The following is a 16,498-nucleotide window of genomic DNA, read 5'->3' as shown; positions in this document are numbered from 1 at the left end:
ATGGCACGCGCTATCTTGGTTTTTCCTCGGGAGCGCAGGTATTCTTGCCATTTGTCAGCTGAATCACCTGGAATCCCCCGGCGGGTGCCGCGAGCAGGCAGAAATCTGCCGAGTAGCGCGAAGTGGGATCGGACGCGGATGGCGGCCTTCCCAGGAAGGATACGCCATACACTTTTCCCGCCACCAGCGGCGCGGCAGCGCTGCTCTCGGCCCCCTCGGGAGCCTTGCCATAGCGCACGCATCCCTTGTTTGGCAGACGATAGCTGGGATCGCCAAACGAGGCATTCGGAAACATGACCGTCCATACATCTTTCCAGCCATTCGGCCCAGGCGTGCTGATCGTCAGCATCTTCAGGCTGACTGGCCCCCTTGAGCGTTCCTCTTCGCTGGCAATTTTGAAGCAGGGAAGGCCAGCCTCCGTCATGACGGCGGCAGTGCCCATGCGCGACCACGCCGAGGCATCCATGCTCGTCAAGGTCGCCAGCAGACAAAGAATAAGGTGGCGATGATTCATGGCATGCCTTGCGTTATCGGGAAGAATTTCTGGCTGGGCACGTATCATCCATCCAGGCTTGTGTATCGCTTTTGATGACGACGAGGCGTGGCTTGGCAGAGACCTGCTGTACGAGACAGAACTTTGCCACATATCCATAGGTAGGATCGGCAGGATCGGCTGGCCTGCCATTCAGAAATACCTCGTACACCCTGCCGGTCTTCAATTCAGGCGCGGGCACGGCGTCGGCATGTGCCGGAATATTCCCATAGGTAATGCAATTTGTTGAAGACAGCGGAATTTTCTTAGCGTCCGTCATGAGAAACCCCCATATTTCCGTCGTTGGCTTGACCGTCACGTCGGACACGCTCAAGGCGCCGAGGAAGGGCTGGCCGTTGCGCCTCTCTTCCTGTTTGGAAATGCTAAAGCAGGGCACGCCATTGATCGAGGTAACTTCGGCATCGGCCATGCGTGAGCGCGCGTAGCCGTTCATACTTGAGAGCGCGAGCAGTATGAACAGCGTTGGATTGATGCTAGCGGGGCGTTGGGCAGACTTCATCGATCCAGGCCTGCATGTCGCTGTTGATGGGAATGATTTGCTGGCCGCCAGTCGCCGTAGTTTTCACGCAGAATTTGCCTTGATAGCCATAGGTTGGATCGGACGGATCTTTAGGGCGGCCATTCAGAAATACGCTATAGAAATGTCCTGGAATAAGAATTTTTGGTTTAATTCCTGTAGCAGTAGGGGGCAAATCTCCATAACGAATGCACGAATCTGCATGGATTGGAATAGGCCAATCTGGAGGTACAGAGAAAGACCATACCTTCTTGACGGGTTGAACGGACAGATCGGAAACGATTAATGCCCCGAGCATTGGTGTGCCATTGCGTGCCTCCTCCTTTTTTGTAATGGAAAAGCACGGTATTCCGTTTGAAGTAGTGACGACAGCATATGCCATACGTGAAAAGGCGGATCCGTCAGGGGATATCGAATAAAGGCTCATGGTCGATATTATTACCAGGAAGATTTTTTGGACTTTTCCGATTTTTAAAGAAATCACCGAGTACCTCTTCAAAAGTTTTTTGAGAGTTCTTATATTTCTGTTGGACCATTGCTTCAGTAGAGTCTAAAAATTTCAGCACAAAGTAGTCTGCAATTAAATCTCCTTGAGCTTCCATATTGTGATCGGCCAGTTTTTGATTTGCTAGCAAAATGTATGTATAGTCCAGGCCGAGACGAATGGCACCACGTATCTTTACTGGATAGTTGAGTTGATACTGCCAAATATGAACCATTTCGTGGATGAACCAATGCTTCCGATGATCATCCTCCTTTGAGAAATCCTCCCGATACTCCGACTCATGAAAATAAATCTCCCCATCCGGCGTCATGGCCACGTTCTTCGGCTGCAAGCCAAACCATAGATACGGCTCGCCATGCACCTTGACCTTGCTATAGTCGATCGCATCCTGGAACAGCATCCACGCCATGTCGATCTCGCCCCTGGTCAGCGGGCGAACCTTGTCCTTCACTTTCACCTGTTTGACGGACGAACCGACGTCCTTGTCGGTCGTCTTGATGCCTTCCAGCGGGACGAGCTTGACGGCTGGCGCCGCGTGTTTCGGGGCGGCGGCGCAGCATGGCGATTTGTCCGCGTGCGGCAGGAATTCGGCCTGGGTAATTTGCTCTTCCCGCTTGCTGGCGATGCGCCCCGTGCGTCCCTTCGCATCCGTCGTGCCCGTCCACGTTTCGCCATTGCTCAAGGTGAGCCGGTAGTCGGCGTGCGCCAGCGGCACCTTGTTTTGCGAGACGAATTCCAGCTGTTCGTCGTAGCCGCAGCACCAGCATTCGTCGGGCTGGCCGGCCAGGCGGTGCAGTTCGCAGCCGCTTGTCGCGTTGCGCAGGGTGGCGCCCAGCACGGGCTGGCCGTCGGCGCTGAAGGTGACGATCATGCTGTCGAAGCGCGCGCCCAGACTTTTCTTTTGGTGGGCCACGAGCTTGAAGAACACGTCGCACGCGGTGGTGCTGATGACATGGTGCCTGGCCATGGAACCTCCGCGATAAAACGCCAGCGTAGGCCAGCGGCGGCGGGGAGGTATTGACTGGGCGCAAGGCTTGGGCGCTTGCGTTAAGATGCCGGGCGTCGCAATGAAAAGATACAACGAACAGAAAGAGAATCCATGCCCAGCGCACCCCATACTCAAGCAGCGCAAGCCGCCCGCAGCCTGGCCGCCGCCCTGATCGGCGACCCGTTTTACCGCGCCGTCACGGTGGCCTGCGGCGACGACGAAACGGCACGGCTGGCCATGCTGGAAGCGTATTTTGCGCTGGCGCTGACCGAGGGCGAGCAGGCGGGGCGCGTCGACCTGGCTGATGACGGTGGCAATGGCGCCGCCATCTGGACGACGGATGCGCCGGCAGCCCAGCGTCAGGCCGCCTACGCGCAGCGCGAGGATGCCTTGCGCGTGCTGCTGGGAGAGCAGGGCTACACCCATTTCACGGCCATCGTCGGGAACATGGAGCACGCGCTGGCGCCGCATGCCCTGCAGGACGCGTGGTATCTGTCGATCGCCGGCATCGCCCCGGACGCGCAGGGGCGGGGACTGGGCGCGTCCGTGCTGGCGCCTGGCCTGGCGGCCGTCGATGCGGCGGGCGCCGCGTGCTTCCTGGAGACCTACAACGAGCGCAGCCTGCCGTTTTATGCCCGCCTGGGCTTCGTGGTGGCAGGGCGTTATGCGGAAGCCGTCACAGGTTGCGATTACTGGCTGATGCTGCGGCAACCCACTGCTGCCTGATTGACCATTTTGCCAATTTCTATACACTCGTCTTTTCACTCATTTATTAAAAGACCTGGAGATGGAAATGCCGACCCTGCCACTGCGCCGTACCCTGCTCGTTCTCGCCTGCCTGGGCACCTTGGGCCACGCTCACGCCGATACCGTCATCGGCAATGCCAACGGCTATACGCTCGATGCCAACGGCAAGGTGCGGCGTTTTACGGCGCTGGCATTTGACGACGCGGGCAAGCTGCTCGCCGTCGGCAGCGCCGCGCAGGTGAAACGCAAGGCGGCCAAGGGCGCCCTGCACATCGACGTGCAGGGCAAGACTGTGCTCCCCGGCCTGATCGACGCGCACGGCCACGTGTTCGGCCTGGGGACGATCGCCAGCGGCGTGATGTTGTACGGTTCGTCGTCGCTGCCGGCCGCCGTGCAGGCCGTGGGCGACTTCGCCCGCGCGCATCCCGAGCGCAGCTGGGTCGTCGGCAGCGGCTGGAACCAGGAAATCTGGAAGCTGGGCCGCTTTCCCACGGCGGCGGAACTCGATGCGGTGGAAAGCGCGCGGCCAGTGTGGCTGCGCCGGGTCGATGGCCACGCGGGCTGGGCCAACAGCCGCGCGCTGGCGCTGGCCGGCATCACGCGCGCCACGCAAGACCCGGCCGGCGGCAAGATAGTCCGCGATGCGGACGGCAACGCCACCGGCGTGCTGGTCGACAGCGCCATGGACTTGATGGATGCCGTGCTGCCCAAGCCGGGCGACGTGGAAAACCGCGCCGCCCTCGATGGCGCGCTGTCGCAGCTGTCGCAGGCGGGCCTGACCAGCGTACACGATGCGGGCATCGGCCAGATGCAGGACCGGCTGTTCCGCGACTACGCGGACCACGGCAAGCTGACGGTGCGCGTCTACGGCATGATTGCCGATACCACCGAAGATTTCGACGCGCTGTCGAAAAGCGGCCCATTAAAAGGCTATGCGCGCGACATGTACGCCTTGCGCGCCGTCAAACTGCTGTCCGACGGCGCCCTGGGCAGCCGCGGCGCGGCCCTGCTGGCGCCGTACAGCGACGATCCTTCCACCCGCGGCCTGCTGTTCTACAAGGACGCCGCCATGCGCGCGAAAATGGAAAAAGCCATGCGCGCCGGCTACCAGGTGAACGTGCACGCCATCGGCGACGCGGGCAACCATCAAATCCTCGACGCCTATGAAGCCTTGATCGCGCAATACCATAGCGCGGGCCTGCGCCACCGCATGGAGCACGCGCAGGTGGTGCAGTTGTCCGACATCCCCCGTTTCAAGGCGCTGGGCATCGTGCCGTCGATGCAGCCCACGCACGCGACGTCCGACCAGAACATGGCTGAGCAGCGCGTGGGCCACGAACGCATCAAGGGCGCATATGCGTGGCGCACCTTCCTCAAGCAGGGTTCGCGCATCGCCTGCGGTTCGGACTTCCCCATCGAGTCGCCGAACCCGTTCGAGGGCATCCACGCGGCCGTCACGCGGCAAAACAGCGAGGGGTTCCCGGCCGGCGGCTGGTATCCGCAGCAGGCCATGACGGTGACGCAAGCGCTGCGCTGCTTCACCTTGGACGCGGCCTGGGCGGCGCACCAGGAAAAGGTCATCGGCACGCTGGAAGCGGGAAAATGGGCGGATTTCATCGTCGTCGACCAGGACCTGTTCACCGTCGAGCCCAAGGCCATCGGCAAGACGCAGGTGCTGCAGACGTGGGTGGCGGGCAAGCGCGTGTTCGAGAAAAAATGAGGGCCGGGGTCAGACCCGTCGGGTCTGACCCCAAAAGAAAATCTGTTGACTTGGTTGTATAGACAACCTATGCTGGGAGTACCAGAGCGGGCCAGGTACGCCCGCTCGCACCCTACGAGGAGACAGCATGAACAGCACAATGGACACCGATCCACGCTTTGATGCCAGCCGTACCATCCGCGCGCCGCGCGGCACGGTCATGGCTTGCAAGAGTTGGCAGGCCGAGGCGGCCTACCGCATGTTGCAAAACAACCTGGACCCGGAAGTGGCGGAAAATCCGCAGCACCTGGTCGTCTACGGCGGCATCGGCCGCGCCGCCCGCAACTGGGCCTGTTTCGACCAGATACTCGCCTCGCTGCGCGAGCTGGAAGACGACCAGACCCTCCTGATCCAGTCCGGCAAGCCGGTGGGCGTGTTCCAGACCCACGCGGACGCGCCGCGCGTGCTGATCGCCAATTCCAACCTGGTGCCGAAATGGGCGAATTGGGAACACTTCAACGAACTCGATCGCCAGGGCCTGTTCATGTACGGCCAGATGACGGCCGGCAGCTGGATCTACATCGGCACGCAGGGCATCGTGCAGGGCACGTATGAAACCTTCGCCGAAGCGGGACGCCAGCATTTCGGCGGCGACTGGGGCGGGCGCTGGATCTTGACGGCGGGCCTGGGCGGCATGGGCGGCGCGCAGCCGCTGGCCGCCACCATGGCGGGCGCCGTCTCGCTCAATATCGAATGCCAGCAAAGCAGCATCGACTTCCGCCTGCGCACGCGCTACCTGGACAAGCAGGCGGCGAGCCTGGACGAAGCTTTGGCGCTGGTGAAATATCACACCGAACGCAAGGAAGCCATTTCCATTGGCCTCCTGGGCAACGCGGCCGAAGTGCTGCCGGAACTGGTGCGCCGCGCCAAGGCGGGCGGCCTGGTGCCGGACCTGGTGACGGACCAGACGTCCGCGCACGACCTGGTCAACGGCTACCTGCCGCGCGGCTGGAGCGTGTCGGACTGGAAGGCGGCGCAGCAGGACCCGCAGCGCCACGCGCGCCTGACGGTGGCCGCCGCCGATTCCTGCGCCGCCCACGTGCAGGCCATGCTCGATTTCCACGCCATGGGCGTGCACACCGTCGATTACGGCAACAACATCCGCCAGGTGGCGTTCGACCAGGGCGTGCAGAACGCCTTCGACTTCCCCGGTTTCGTGCCCGCGTATATCCGCCCGCAGTTCTGCGAAGGGCGGGGGCCGTTCCGCTGGGTGGCCCTGTCGGGCGACCCGGAAGACATCTATAAAACGGATGCGAAGATCAAGGAGCTGTTCCCGCACCACAAGCAGGTGCACCACTGGCTGGACATGGCGCGCGAGCGCATCGCCTTCCAGGGCCTGCCGGCGCGCATCTGCTGGCTGGGACTGGGCGAGCGCCACATCGCCGGCCTGGCCTTCAACGAGATGGTGCGCACGGGCGAACTGAAGGCGCCCATCGTCATCGGCCGCGACCACCTGGACACGGGTTCCGTCGCCAGCCCGAACCGCGAGACGGAAAGCATGAAGGACGGCACGGACGCCGTCTCCGACTGGCCGTTGCTGAACGCCATGCTGAACACGGCCGGCGGCGCCACCTGGGTCTCGCTGCACCATGGCGGCGGCGTGGGAATGGGGTATTCTCAGCATGCGGGCATGGTCATCGTGGCCGACGGCACGGACAGCGCGGCGAAACGCCTGGCCCGGGTGCTGGTCAACGACAGCGGCTCGGGCGTGATGCGCCATGCCGATGCCGGCTATGAAACCGCGGCCGCCTGCGCCAAGCGCAACGGCCTGATTCTTCCCATGCTTCCTTGAGACTTAGACGCGAATGACTATGACACAGCATGCCAAAAGTTGGACCCTGAAACCGGGCGCGATGACCCTGGGCGACCTGCGCGCCGTCTGGGCCGCGCCCGCCAAACTGATCCTCGCCGCCGAGGCCTATCCCGTCATCGAGGCGTCGGCCGGCGCAGTGCAGGCCATCGTCGCCAAGGGCGATGCGGCCTACGGCATCAACACGGGCTTCGGCCTGCTCGCCAAGACGCGCATCCCCGATGAAAAGCTCGAGCAATTGCAGCGCAACCTGATCCTGTCGCATTCCGTCGGCACGGGAGAGCTGCTGTCGGACGCCGTCGTGCGCCTGATCATGCTGATGAAGATCGGCAGCCTGGCGCGCGGCTTTTCCGGCGTGCGCCCGCTGATCGTCGATACCTTGATCGCCCTGTACAACGCGGGCATCATGCCGGCCATTCCCGCCAAGGGCTCCGTCGGCGCCTCGGGCGACCTGGCACCGCTGTCGCACATGACCCTGGCCATGCTGGGCGTGGGCGAGGTGCGCGTCAACGGCGAATTGATGGCGGCGCCCGAGGCGCTGGCGCAGGCGGGCATCGCCCCCGTCGTGCTGGCGGCGAAAGAGGGCCTGGCGCTGATCAACGGCACGCAGGTGTCGAACGCGCTGGCGCTGCATGGCCTGTTCATGGCCGAGCGCCTGCTGGAAGCGGCCATGGTCACGGGCGCGCTGTCGCTCGATGCGGCCAAGGGCAGCGATGCGCCGTTCGACGCGCGCGTGCACGCCGTGCGGGGACAGCCGGGGCAGATACTGGCCGCGCAGATGTACCGCCAGCTGGTAGCCAACAGCGCCATTCGCGCCTCGCACCTGGAGGGCGACGAGCGCGTGCAGGACCCGTACAGCCTGCGCTGCCAGCCGCAAGTCATGGGCGCCTGCCTGGATTTGATCGGCAACGTGGGCCGTACCCTGCTGATCGAAGCCAATGCCGTCACGGACAATCCGCTGATTTTCCAGGATGGCCCGAACGGGCAGGCGGAAATCGTCTCGGGCGGGAACTTCCATGCCGAGCCGGTCGCCTTTGCCGCCGATACCCTGGCGCTGGCAATTGCCGAAATCGGCGCGCTGGCCGAGCGCCGCATCGCGCTGCTGATCGACGCCACGTTGTCCGGCTTGCCGCCGTTTCTCGTGCGCGACCCGGGCGTCAATTCCGGCTTCATGATCGCCCACGTGACGGCCGCCGCGCTGGCGTCGGAAAACAAGTCGCTCGCCCATCCGGCCAGCGTCGACAGCCTGCCCACGTCCGCCAACCAGGAAGACCACGTGAGCATGGCCACGTTCGCCGGGCGCCGCCTGGACGACATGGCGCACAACACGGCCGTCATCGTCGGCATCGAGCTGCTGGCCGCCGCGCAGGGCATCGATTTCCACCGTCCGCTGAAAACCTCGCCGCACCTCGAACACGTGCACCACCAGCTGCGCCAGAAGGTGCCGTTCTTCGACGCCGACCGCTTCTTCGCGCCCGACATCGAGGCGGCCAAGCAGATGGTGCTGCAGGGCGAATTGAGCAGCACCTGCAAGAATTTGTTCGCCCCGCTGTACGCTTGAGCGGGCGCAAGGAGACAAGCATGGATTTCCGCTTCAACGAAGGCAGCATCCCGCTGCTCGTGTCGATGCCCCACGTGGGCACCGACATACCGGACGATATCGCCGCGCGCATGACGCCGCAGGCCCTGATCAAGGCCGACACGGACTGGCATTTGCGCGAGCTGTACGGTTTTTTGCAGGAGATGGACGCGTCAGTACTGTCGGCGCGCTGGTCGCGCTACGCCATCGACTTGAACCGCCCGCAGGAAGACACGAATCTGTATCCGGGGCAGGATACGACGGGCTTGCTGCCCAACGATACCTTCCACCGCGAGCCGCTGTACCTGGCCGGCAAGGAGCCCGATGCGGCCGACGTGCAGCGCCGGTTGCAGCGCTACTGGGCGCCGTATCATGCGCAGCTGCGCGCGGAACTGGACCGCCTGCTGCGCGTGCATGGCGCCGTGGTGCTGTGGGATGCCCATTCCATCGCCTCGCATGTGCCGCGCTTCTTCGACGGCAAGCTGCCCGACCTGAACTTCGGCACGGCCGATGGCGCCAGCTGCGATGCGGGCCTGACGTCCGCCGTGGTGGACATCGCGCGCGCGCAGGATGCATTTACCGTGGCCTTGAATGGCCGCTTCAAGGGCGGGCATATCACGCGCCATTACGGCCAGCCGGACAAGCGCGTGCATGCGATCCAGCTCGAGATGTGCCAGTGCCTGTACATGAATGAACCTGGCATGGACGAGGCGGCGCCATTCGGCTACCGGCCCGACCTGGCGGCCCGGGTGCAGCCGCTGCTGCGCCAGATGATGGAAGCGGCCGTGGCATGGGTGGCGCGTTGAGTACCTGTCTGTTCGCGCGCCACGCGCTGCTGCCGCAAGGCTGGCGCCGCGACGTGCTGCTGGAATGGGATGCGGCCGGTGACTTGACGGCGGTGACGGAGGGCGCCACAGTGCCGCCCGGCGCGGAAGTGGCCGAGTATGTCTTGCCCGGCATGGTCAACCTGCATTCGCATGCCTTCCAGCGGGCGCTGGGCGGCATGACGGAGGTTGCGGGTGACGAGGTTAATCAGGTAGCGGACAGCTTCTGGACCTGGCGCGAGCTGATGTACCGCTTCGCGCGCGGCATCACGCCGGAACAGATGGAAGCCATCGCCGCGCAGCTGTTTGCCGAATGCCTGCGCCATGGCTACACGTCCGTGTGCGAATTTCACTACCTGCAGCGCGATGCGGCTGGCGCCCTGTATGCGCGTCCCGCCGAAACGGCTGAACGGGTGCTGGCCGCGGCGCGCGTCAGCGGCATCGGCATGACCATGCTGCCCGTGCTGTACAGCCATGCGGGCTTCGGCGAGCAGCCCCTCAAACCCGAGCAGGCGCGCTTCCGCACGGGTGCGGACGATGTCTTGCGCATCGTCGAGGCGCTGGCGCCGCAGCGCGGCGGGCAGGTGGAAGTGGGCTTTGCGCCGCATTCGCTGCGCGCCGCCGGCGTGGCGCAGATCCGCGAAGTGGCGCAAGCGCTGCCCGCAGATCGCCCTATCCACATCCACATCGCCGAGCAGCAGGGCGAGGTGCGGCAGTGCCTCGACTACAGCGGCCGGCGCCCGGTGCAGTATTTGTACGACCAGGTCGACGTCGATGCGCGCTGGTGCCTCGTGCATGCCACGCATGTGCAGCCCGACGAGGTGGCGCGGATGGCCGCCAGCGGCGCTGTCGCGGGCCTGTGCCCGACGACGGAGGCGAACCTGGGCGACGGCCTGTTCCCGCTGGCGGAATTCATCGCCGCCGGCGGGCGTTTCGGCGTCGGCAGCGACAGCCACGTGTCGCAGTCGCCCGTGGAAGAATTGCGCTGGCTCGAATACGGCCAGCGCTTGCAGCGCCAGCAGCGCAATGTGGCCGCCACGCCGGAGCAGCGCCATGTGGGCGACTATCTGTGGCAGGCAGCCTTGCGGGGCGGCGCGCAGGCGGCCGGACGCAAGCTCGGTGCTTTGGCACCGGGCTGCCGCGCCGATGTGCTGGTGCTCGACGACGCGCATGTGAACCTGTGCGGCGTGGACATCGCCGACGTGCTGGGCAGTTTTATCTTCTGCGGCAACGACAAGCTGGTGCGCGACGTGCTGTGCGGCGGCCAGTGGCAGGTGCGCGACGGGCGCCACGTGGCGCAGGACGCCATCGCCACCGCCTACAAGCGCACCCTGGCACAACTGAGGGCGCTCTGATGGCGACCTTCATCCCACAGGAATACCTGCGCGCCGCGCCGTGGAAAAACGGCGGCGGCAGCACGACGGAAATCGCCATTTCTCCGCCGGACGCCGGTTTCGACGATTTTGACTGGCGTATCAGCCTGGCGACGATCACGGCCAGCGGGCCGTTTTCCAGCTTTCCCGGCATTGACCGCAGCCTGATGCTGGTCGATGGCGACAGCGTGCAGCTGACGCTCGACGGCACGCGCAAGGTGGTTTTGAGCGCGGCGCAACCGATGCTGTGGTTTCCCGGCGAGGCCGCCGTGGAGGCGCAGGTCAAGGGGCCGACGACGGATTTCAATGTGATGACGCGGCGCGACCGCTGCCGCCACCAGCTGGAAAAAATCACGGCGCCGGGCAGGCTGGTACGGCGCAGTGCGGCGACCCTGCTGTTCGTCGCCGGCGAAGGCCACGTGCTGGCGCGCGGTGGCGAGCAGCAGTTCGCGCTGGCCCGCCATGACGCGCTGCTGCTGGACGCCGACGACGCGCCGGACTGGCGGCTCGACGCCTTGCAGCGCACGGCCGTGTTCCGCGTCGACCTGTTCATCTAGGAGAGAAAAGCGATGCAAGACTGGGATATGGTCATCCACAACGTCCACCTGGCCACCATGGAACATGGCTATGGCGAACTGCTCGACGCGGCCATCGCCGTCAAGGATGGCCGCATCGCCTGGTTCGGTCCCGGCGACGAGCTGCCGGCCAGCGGCGCGGTGCTGCACGACGGCCAGGGCTGCTGGCTCACGCCCGGCCTGATCGACTGCCATACGCACATCGTCCACGCGGGCAACCGCAGCGACGAATTCGAGGCGCGCCTGAATGGCGCCAGCTATGAAGACATCAGCCGCGCCGGCGGCGGCATCATGTCCACCGTGCGCGCCACGCGCGCGGCCAGCGACGATGAATTGCTGCGGCAAAGCCTGCCCCGCGTGCTGGCGCTGCTGGCCGAAGGCATGACCACGCTGGAGATCAAGTCCGGCTACGGCCTCGATGCGGACAGCGAGGCGAAGATGCTGCGCGTGGCGCGCCGCATCGGGCAAGAGCTGCCCGTATCCGTGCGCACCACGTTTCTTGGCGCGCACGCGCTGCCGCCCGAATACGCGGGACAGGCCGATGCGTATATCGAGCTGCTGTGCGCGCAGATGCTGCCCCGGCTGGCCGGCGATGGCCTGGTCGATGCCGTCGACGCCTTTTGCGAGCGCATCGGCTTTACGCCGGCGCAAACCGAAACGGTGTTCGAGGCGGCGCAGGCGCTGGGCCTGCCCGTCAAACTGCATGCGGAGCAGCTGTCGGACCTGGGCGGTGCGGCGCTGGTGGCCCGCTACGGCGGCCTGTCGGCCGACCACCTGGAATTCCTGTCGGACGAGGGCATCGCCGCCATGGCGCGGCATGGCACGGTGGCCGTGCTGCTGCCGGGCGCCTATTATTTTTTGCGCGAAGTACAGCAACCTCCCATCTCAGATTTGCGCGCGGCCGGCGTGCCGATGGCCGTGTCCACCGATTGCAATCCGGGCACGTCGCCGATGACGTCATTGCTGCTGGCGATGAACATGGCGTGCACCTTGTGGCGCTTGACGCCGCAGGAAGCGCTGGCCGGTGTTACGTGCCATGCGGCGCGCGCGCTGGGCTTGCAGCAGGAAACGGGCAGCCTGGCAGTGGGCAAGCGCGCCGATTTCGCCCTGTGGCGCATCGCGCGCCCGGCCGACCTGGCGTATGCACTGGGCCTGAACCCGTGCGCGGGCGTGGTGTACGGCGGTGTCTGGCGCGCGCCGGTGGTAAGCTTGCCGGATTGATCATCCGTCCTGGAGCGCCGCGTGCGTGCTGCTTATTTGCCGTTTTACTTGCTGTTGTTACTAGTCTTCGCCGCCGCGCCCATGTCCTCCCTTGCCATGGACGGCGGCACCCTGAAGGTGGGTTCGAAGCGCTTTACGGAATCGTACATCCTCGGCGAGATCATCCAGCAGAGCGCCGCGCCGCACGTCAGGGCGCAGCACCGCCAGGGCCTGGGCAACACGGCCATCGTGCTGGCCGCGCTGCAGGCAGGCAGCATCGACGTATATGCCGAATACATGGGCACCATCGCCAGCGAAATTCTCAAGCACGACAAAGCCATCGACCTGGCGCAGATGCGGCGCGAGCTGGCGGCGCTGGGGCTGGGCGTGGCCGTGCCGCTGGGCTTTAACAATACGTATGCGCTGGCCATGCGCGGCGATGAAACATCCATCACGAGCCTGGCGCAGCTGGCGCAGCACCCGGCCTTGACATTCGGCCTGTCGCATGAATTCATCGGCAGGATCGATGGCTGGCCGGGGCTGGCCGCGCGCTATGGACTGCCGCAGCGCCCGCGCGGACTCGATCACGGCATCGCCTATGAAGCGCTGGCGCAGCGCCAGGTGGATGTGATCGACATCTATTCGACGGACGCGAAGATCCGCCAGTATGGCTTGCGCGTGCTGGCTGACACGCAGCAGTATTTTCCCCGCTACGACGCCATGCTGCTGTACCGGCTCGACGTGCCGCAGCGCTTTCCTGCTGCCTGGCAAGCCTTGCAAGGGTTGCAGGGGCGCATCAGCGAGGGCGACATGATCGCCATGAATGCGGCCGTGGAAATCGACGGCAAGAGCTTTGCCGGCGTGGCGCGGCAGTGGCTGGCATCGGGCACGCGGGCGAACACACCGGCCGCCGCGCGCAGCGGTTTGCTCGATAAAATCATCGGCGACGATCTGTGGACCCTGACGCGCCAGCACCTGACGCTGGTACTGCTGTCGGTGGCCCTGGCGTGCCTGATCGGCATTCCGCTGGGCGTGCTGGCGGCGTTTTCGGCGCCGCTGCGGCAAACCGTGCTGGCCTTCGTCGGCGTGCTGCAGACGGTGCCGTCGCTGGCCCTGCTGGCGATATTGATTCCCGTGCTGGGCATGATCGGATTGGTGCCGGCGCTGGTGGCGCTATTCGTGTACGCCTTGCTGCCCATCGTGCGCAACACGTGCACGGGCATCTTGCAGGTGCCGCAAGGCTTGCGCATGGCGGCGCTGGCGCTGGGCTTGAGCCGGCGCGACCGCCTGCTGCATGTGGACTTGCCGCTGGCCTTGCCCGTGATGCTGGCGGGCGTGAAAACGGCGGCCGTGATGAGCGTGGGCACGGCCACCATCGCCGCCTTCATCGGCGCGGGCGGCTATGGCGAACGCATCACCATCGGCCTGGCGCTGAATGACAACGACATGCTGCTGGCCGGCGCGATCCCCGCAGCCGTGCTGGCCCTGCTGACGCAAGGCCTGTTCGAACTGGTGGAGCGTTGGGCCGTGGCCGGCCGGCAGCGCTGACGGCATCACGGTTACAGCGAGTGCAGTTTCGAGCGCACCGAGACGACGGCCTGGTGCAGGATGCGTTCGGCCTGGAAGTCGTTTTCGCGCTGTTCGGCGATGGCTTGCAAGTCGCGCGTGTAGCGTTCCAGGCGGGAACGCAGGTAGGCGCGGTAGATCTTCATGACGAGCGGTTTGGCAGAGACATTCATGATGTGGCTCCCGGATGCGAAATGATGCGTTCATTTTGTGTGAGCGGAATGCCGCCACTTTGCGTCATATCAAACGGCATGACCCCGTCAAATTGGCGCGTTTGACATTGCGCAATGCCCCCAACGTCGCAGATGCCACACTGAATCTTCCCTGCTCGCCTGGACATCATCAGCCGCGAGCCCTGATCCCATCAAGCATACTCAAGGAGCGTCGCATGGTCATTTTTGCCGTGGTTGCTGGCTGCATCGCCTGCCTGACAGTGTACCAAATCTATAAAAATTCGCAGGGTGGCAGTGGGGTTGCGCAACAACATATCGGCTTGCACGGCACATTGATTGAACCACGGAAATAATCAGTGTCATCCGAGCGACACTTGGTGACACTTGGTTAGCAGATTTAAGTCAAATGTAAGGCCCGGTAAGCAAATGTAAAGGTCTGCGCCATCGCAAGCGGCTGCGTTTATATTGATAACCGTTGATTGCATTCTCCCCCTCCCACTTGACAATGGGTTCACCCCGCGGTGCCGCTAGCCCGCGGGGATTTTTTTTGGGGAACTTACTCTGACGGTTCGAATGCAATGGCTTTCGGCGTGCCCGCCGACAATTGCGTCAAGGCATCGCCAGCCACGCGGCAGATGCGCCAGTCCGGCATCACGTCCGCGCCCATGCCCTGGTAGAAGTTGATCGCGTTTTCATTCCAGTCCAGCACCGACCATTCGAAGCGGCCGCAATCGCGTTCGACGGCCAGTTGCGCCAGCGCCACCAGCATCTGCTTGCCATAGCCCTTGCCGCGCACCGATTGCTTCACGTACAGGTCTTCCAGGTACAGGCCCTTGCGGCACAGGAAGGTGGAAAAGTTGTGGAAGAACAGGGCGAACGTCACTACTTCACCATGTTCCTCACCGACCAGCGCTTCGCACGCGGGGTGCTTGCCGAACAGGCTGTCGTGCAGCATGGATTCCTTGGCGATCATCATGTGTTCGAGTTTTTCAAACACGGCCAGTTCATGGATCATGCCGAAGATGGCGGCCACGTCGGATGCGGTCGCGGGACGGATGGCGAGGGAGGGAGAGGTGCTCATGTTGCCTTTGCGGATGAAGTGGTGGAAAGAGAGGAAACGGCAGCCGTCTTGCGCGCGCCCGACGTCAGCGCCCAGGCCACGCTGGACAGGCACAGCACCATGCCCACCCATTCGATGGGGGCGGGCCGGTAATGTTCGAACTGCACCGACAGCAGCACGGAAATGACGGGCGTGACGACGCCGATATACACGGTCTTTTGCGTGCCGATGCGCGCGATCAGGGTGAAATACGCGCTGAAGGCGATCACCGAGCCGAAGAGGGCCAGGTACAGCAATCCCATCCAGTAACTGGCGCGCGCGGGCAGCTGCCAGGACTGGCCCGTGGCGATGGCCCAGCAAGCCACCATCAAGGTGCCCCACAGCATGGTCCAGGCCATGGTCAGCATCACATTGCCCGACTGTTCGCGCACTTTCATGACGAGGGCGTTGCCTGCCGTGCTGGAGACGGTGGCCACCAGGGCCAGCATGAATCCGAGCAGGAAATGGCCATTGCCGCCGCCGAGCATATCGTGCAGCGCCGCGCCGATGGACTGGTAAAACAGCAGCACGATGCCGCAGATGGCAACGAACGCCGCGCAGCAGGTGCTCCAGGTGATCGGTGTGCCGAAGGCAATGCGGTTCAGCAAGGGCGTCCAGAACACCATCAGCGCGAACAGCACGCTGACGAGGGCCGACACCAGGTATTGCTCCGAACTATACGTACACACATAGCTGAGGGCAAACGAGGCCAGGCCCTGCAGCAGCATCCATTTTTGCGCGCGCCAGGGCAGGCGCAGGCGGTCGCCGCGCAGGGCGCACCAGGCAAACAGGGTGGCGGACGCGAGACCAAAGCGGTAGACGACGGAAACGGCGGGGGCGACGTCGCCCAGCTGCAAGGTGATGGCCCAGAAGGTGGAGCCCCAGATCAGGCAGGCAATGATGAACAGGAGAGGAGAGGACATCGCGCAAGTATACGGGCATCGCGCAGCGATGGCGAGCGGGCATCGTGCAGCGATGGCGAGTGCGGTCGAGCTTGCTCGATGTGTTGCCAAGAAACACCAGGCATTGAGCCAGCGCAGTGCTTCTGAAAAATATTGAATTTATGAAAATATTTACATTAATATCAAGTAAATATTTTCCGGATTGCATCTTTGAAGGGGACCGCCATGCCAGCCTCACTGCACATCAAAGTATGGAGCGTGCTTGTGTATGTCGTCGTGACTGCTGTGATTGCCATCTGGCTGCACCCTTCTGCCTTGCTCGCTGCCG

At 64.0% G+C, this 16,498-nt stretch carries 17 protein-coding genes; 10 read left to right on the top strand and 7 right to left on the bottom strand.

The window, feature by feature from the left end; genetic code table 11:
- Nucleotides 1–10: 10 nt before the first annotated feature.
- Genes AC3RCG_RS25670 through AC3RCG_RS25655 form a run of 4 tightly spaced genes read right to left on the bottom strand, consistent with a single transcriptional unit; the run spans nucleotide 11 to nucleotide 2,542 of the window.
- Nucleotides 11–514 carry a hypothetical protein gene (locus AC3RCG_RS25670; protein ID WP_492402257.1) on the bottom strand — a complete coding sequence of 168 codons (504 nt, stop codon included), beginning with the start codon at nucleotides 512–514 and terminating at the stop codon, nucleotides 11–13.
- A gap of 13 nt (nucleotides 515–527) precedes the next feature.
- A complete protein-coding gene (locus tag AC3RCG_RS25665) occupies nucleotides 528–1,052 on the bottom strand; it encodes a hypothetical protein (RefSeq protein ID WP_492402258.1) in 525 nt (174 codons plus the stop codon).
- Nucleotides 1,027–1,497: a hypothetical protein gene (locus AC3RCG_RS25660; RefSeq protein ID WP_492402259.1), complete on the bottom strand. Its 471-nt coding sequence runs from the start codon at nucleotides 1,495–1,497 to the stop codon at nucleotides 1,027–1,029. Before AC3RCG_RS25660 ends, AC3RCG_RS25665 begins: the two co-directional genes overlap by 26 nt.
- Nucleotides 1,472–2,542, bottom strand: coding sequence for a hypothetical protein (locus AC3RCG_RS25655; protein ID WP_492402260.1), 1,071 nt, complete (start codon nucleotides 2,540–2,542; stop codon nucleotides 1,472–1,474). Before AC3RCG_RS25655 ends, AC3RCG_RS25660 begins: the two co-directional genes overlap by 26 nt.
- Before the next feature lie 132 nt (nucleotides 2,543–2,674).
- Between AC3RCG_RS25655 and AC3RCG_RS25650 the strand changes: the two genes are divergently transcribed.
- From AC3RCG_RS25650 to AC3RCG_RS25610, 9 genes are all read left to right on the top strand, one after another.
- Complete coding sequence (locus AC3RCG_RS25650; protein WP_492402261.1) at nucleotides 2,675–3,289, top strand: GNAT family N-acetyltransferase; 615 nt, start codon at nucleotides 2,675–2,677, stop codon at nucleotides 3,287–3,289.
- Nucleotides 3,290–3,356: 67 nt separating this feature from the next.
- Complete coding sequence (locus AC3RCG_RS25645) at nucleotides 3,357–5,030, top strand: amidohydrolase (protein WP_492402263.1); 1,674 nt, start codon at nucleotides 3,357–3,359, stop codon at nucleotides 5,028–5,030.
- 127 nt (nucleotides 5,031–5,157) lie between these two features.
- Entirely contained in the window at nucleotides 5,158–6,861 is a 1,704-nt protein-coding gene (hutU, locus tag AC3RCG_RS25640) for a urocanate hydratase (RefSeq protein ID WP_121670522.1), read from the top strand.
- A gap of 19 nt (nucleotides 6,862–6,880) precedes the next feature.
- Nucleotides 6,881–8,440 carry a histidine ammonia-lyase gene (gene hutH, locus AC3RCG_RS25635; protein WP_492402264.1) on the top strand — a complete coding sequence of 520 codons (1,560 nt, stop codon included), beginning with the start codon at nucleotides 6,881–6,883 and terminating at the stop codon, nucleotides 8,438–8,440.
- A 20-nt stretch (nucleotides 8,441–8,460) separates the two neighbouring features.
- A complete protein-coding gene (hutG, locus tag AC3RCG_RS25630; protein ID WP_409027777.1) occupies nucleotides 8,461–9,264 on the top strand; it encodes an N-formylglutamate deformylase in 804 nt (267 codons plus the stop codon).
- Nucleotides 9,249–10,637 (top strand): formimidoylglutamate deiminase, encoded by a 1,389-nt coding sequence (locus tag AC3RCG_RS25625; RefSeq protein WP_492402265.1) that lies wholly within the window; start codon nucleotides 9,249–9,251, stop codon nucleotides 10,635–10,637. The genes hutG and AC3RCG_RS25625 overlap by 16 nt, the downstream gene beginning before the upstream one ends.
- A complete protein-coding gene (locus tag AC3RCG_RS25620) occupies nucleotides 10,637–11,212 on the top strand; it encodes a HutD/Ves family protein (protein ID WP_070224217.1) in 576 nt (191 codons plus the stop codon). Before AC3RCG_RS25625 ends, AC3RCG_RS25620 begins: the two co-directional genes overlap by 1 nt.
- Nucleotides 11,213–11,224: 12 nt before the next feature.
- A complete protein-coding gene (gene hutI, locus AC3RCG_RS25615) occupies nucleotides 11,225–12,451 on the top strand; it encodes an imidazolonepropionase (protein ID WP_070311633.1) in 1,227 nt (408 codons plus the stop codon).
- Between the two features lie 81 nt (nucleotides 12,452–12,532).
- A complete protein-coding gene (locus AC3RCG_RS25610; RefSeq protein WP_492402364.1) occupies nucleotides 12,533–13,978 on the top strand; it encodes a glycine betaine ABC transporter substrate-binding protein in 1,446 nt (481 codons plus the stop codon).
- A gap of 11 nt (nucleotides 13,979–13,989) precedes the next feature.
- On the opposite strand, the gene AC3RCG_RS25605 is transcribed toward AC3RCG_RS25610, so the two are convergent.
- Nucleotides 13,990–14,169: a hypothetical protein gene (locus AC3RCG_RS25605; protein WP_034746290.1), complete on the bottom strand. Its 180-nt coding sequence runs from the start codon at nucleotides 14,167–14,169 to the stop codon at nucleotides 13,990–13,992.
- A 215-nt stretch (nucleotides 14,170–14,384) separates the two neighbouring features.
- Between AC3RCG_RS25605 and AC3RCG_RS25600 the strand changes: the two genes are divergently transcribed.
- Nucleotides 14,385–14,522, top strand: a complete 138-nt coding sequence (locus tag AC3RCG_RS25600; RefSeq protein ID WP_409027780.1) for a hypothetical protein — start codon at nucleotides 14,385–14,387, stop codon at nucleotides 14,520–14,522.
- A gap of 203 nt (nucleotides 14,523–14,725) precedes the next feature.
- On the opposite strand, the gene AC3RCG_RS25595 is transcribed toward AC3RCG_RS25600, so the two are convergent.
- The gene (locus AC3RCG_RS25595) at nucleotides 14,726–15,250 is read right to left on the bottom strand and encodes a GNAT family N-acetyltransferase (protein WP_492402269.1); all 525 of its coding nucleotides are present in this window, start codon (nucleotides 15,248–15,250) and stop codon (nucleotides 14,726–14,728) included.
- A complete protein-coding gene (locus tag AC3RCG_RS25590; RefSeq protein ID WP_492402271.1) occupies nucleotides 15,247–16,191 on the bottom strand; it encodes a DMT family transporter in 945 nt (314 codons plus the stop codon). Before AC3RCG_RS25590 ends, AC3RCG_RS25595 begins: the two co-directional genes overlap by 4 nt.
- Nucleotides 16,192–16,498: the final 307 nt, after the last annotated feature.

The sequence above is a fragment of the Janthinobacterium sp. GW823-FHT01H08 genome (assembly GCF_058797855.1).
This window is presented reverse-complemented; position numbering and strand designations above follow the sequence as displayed.

Excerpts from the sequence above, each read along its gene's own strand:
- AC3RCG_RS25670 (WP_492402257.1), bottom strand. The coding sequence starts at position 514 with ATGAATCATCGCCACCTTATTCTTTGTCTGCTGGCGACCTTGACGAGC.
- AC3RCG_RS25665 (WP_492402258.1), bottom strand. The coding sequence starts at position 1,052 with ATGAAGTCTGCCCAACGCCCCGCTAGCATCAATCCAACGCTGTTCATA.
- AC3RCG_RS25660 (WP_492402259.1), bottom strand. The coding sequence starts at position 1,497 with ATGAGCCTTTATTCGATATCCCCTGACGGATCCGCCTTTTCACGTATG.
- AC3RCG_RS25655 (WP_492402260.1), bottom strand. The coding sequence starts at position 2,542 with ATGGCCAGGCACCATGTCATCAGCACCACCGCGTGCGACGTGTTCTTC.
- AC3RCG_RS25650 (WP_492402261.1), top strand. The coding sequence starts at position 2,675 with ATGCCCAGCGCACCCCATACTCAAGCAGCGCAAGCCGCCCGCAGCCTG.
- AC3RCG_RS25645 (WP_492402263.1), top strand. The coding sequence starts at position 3,357 with ATGCCGACCCTGCCACTGCGCCGTACCCTGCTCGTTCTCGCCTGCCTG.
- hutU (WP_121670522.1), top strand. The coding sequence starts at position 5,158 with ATGAACAGCACAATGGACACCGATCCACGCTTTGATGCCAGCCGTACC.
- hutH (WP_492402264.1), top strand. The coding sequence starts at position 6,881 with ATGACACAGCATGCCAAAAGTTGGACCCTGAAACCGGGCGCGATGACC.
- hutG (WP_409027777.1), top strand. The coding sequence starts at position 8,461 with ATGGATTTCCGCTTCAACGAAGGCAGCATCCCGCTGCTCGTGTCGATG.
- AC3RCG_RS25625 (WP_492402265.1), top strand. The coding sequence starts at position 9,249 with ATGGGTGGCGCGTTGAGTACCTGTCTGTTCGCGCGCCACGCGCTGCTG.
- AC3RCG_RS25620 (WP_070224217.1), top strand. The coding sequence starts at position 10,637 with ATGGCGACCTTCATCCCACAGGAATACCTGCGCGCCGCGCCGTGGAAA.
- hutI (WP_070311633.1), top strand. The coding sequence starts at position 11,225 with ATGCAAGACTGGGATATGGTCATCCACAACGTCCACCTGGCCACCATG.
- AC3RCG_RS25610 (WP_492402364.1), top strand. The coding sequence starts at position 12,533 with ATGTCCTCCCTTGCCATGGACGGCGGCACCCTGAAGGTGGGTTCGAAG.
- AC3RCG_RS25605 (WP_034746290.1), bottom strand. The coding sequence starts at position 14,169 with ATGAATGTCTCTGCCAAACCGCTCGTCATGAAGATCTACCGCGCCTAC.
- AC3RCG_RS25600 (WP_409027780.1), top strand. The coding sequence starts at position 14,385 with ATGGTCATTTTTGCCGTGGTTGCTGGCTGCATCGCCTGCCTGACAGTG.
- AC3RCG_RS25595 (WP_492402269.1), bottom strand. The coding sequence starts at position 15,250 with ATGAGCACCTCTCCCTCCCTCGCCATCCGTCCCGCGACCGCATCCGAC.
- AC3RCG_RS25590 (WP_492402271.1), bottom strand. The coding sequence starts at position 16,191 with ATGTCCTCTCCTCTCCTGTTCATCATTGCCTGCCTGATCTGGGGCTCC.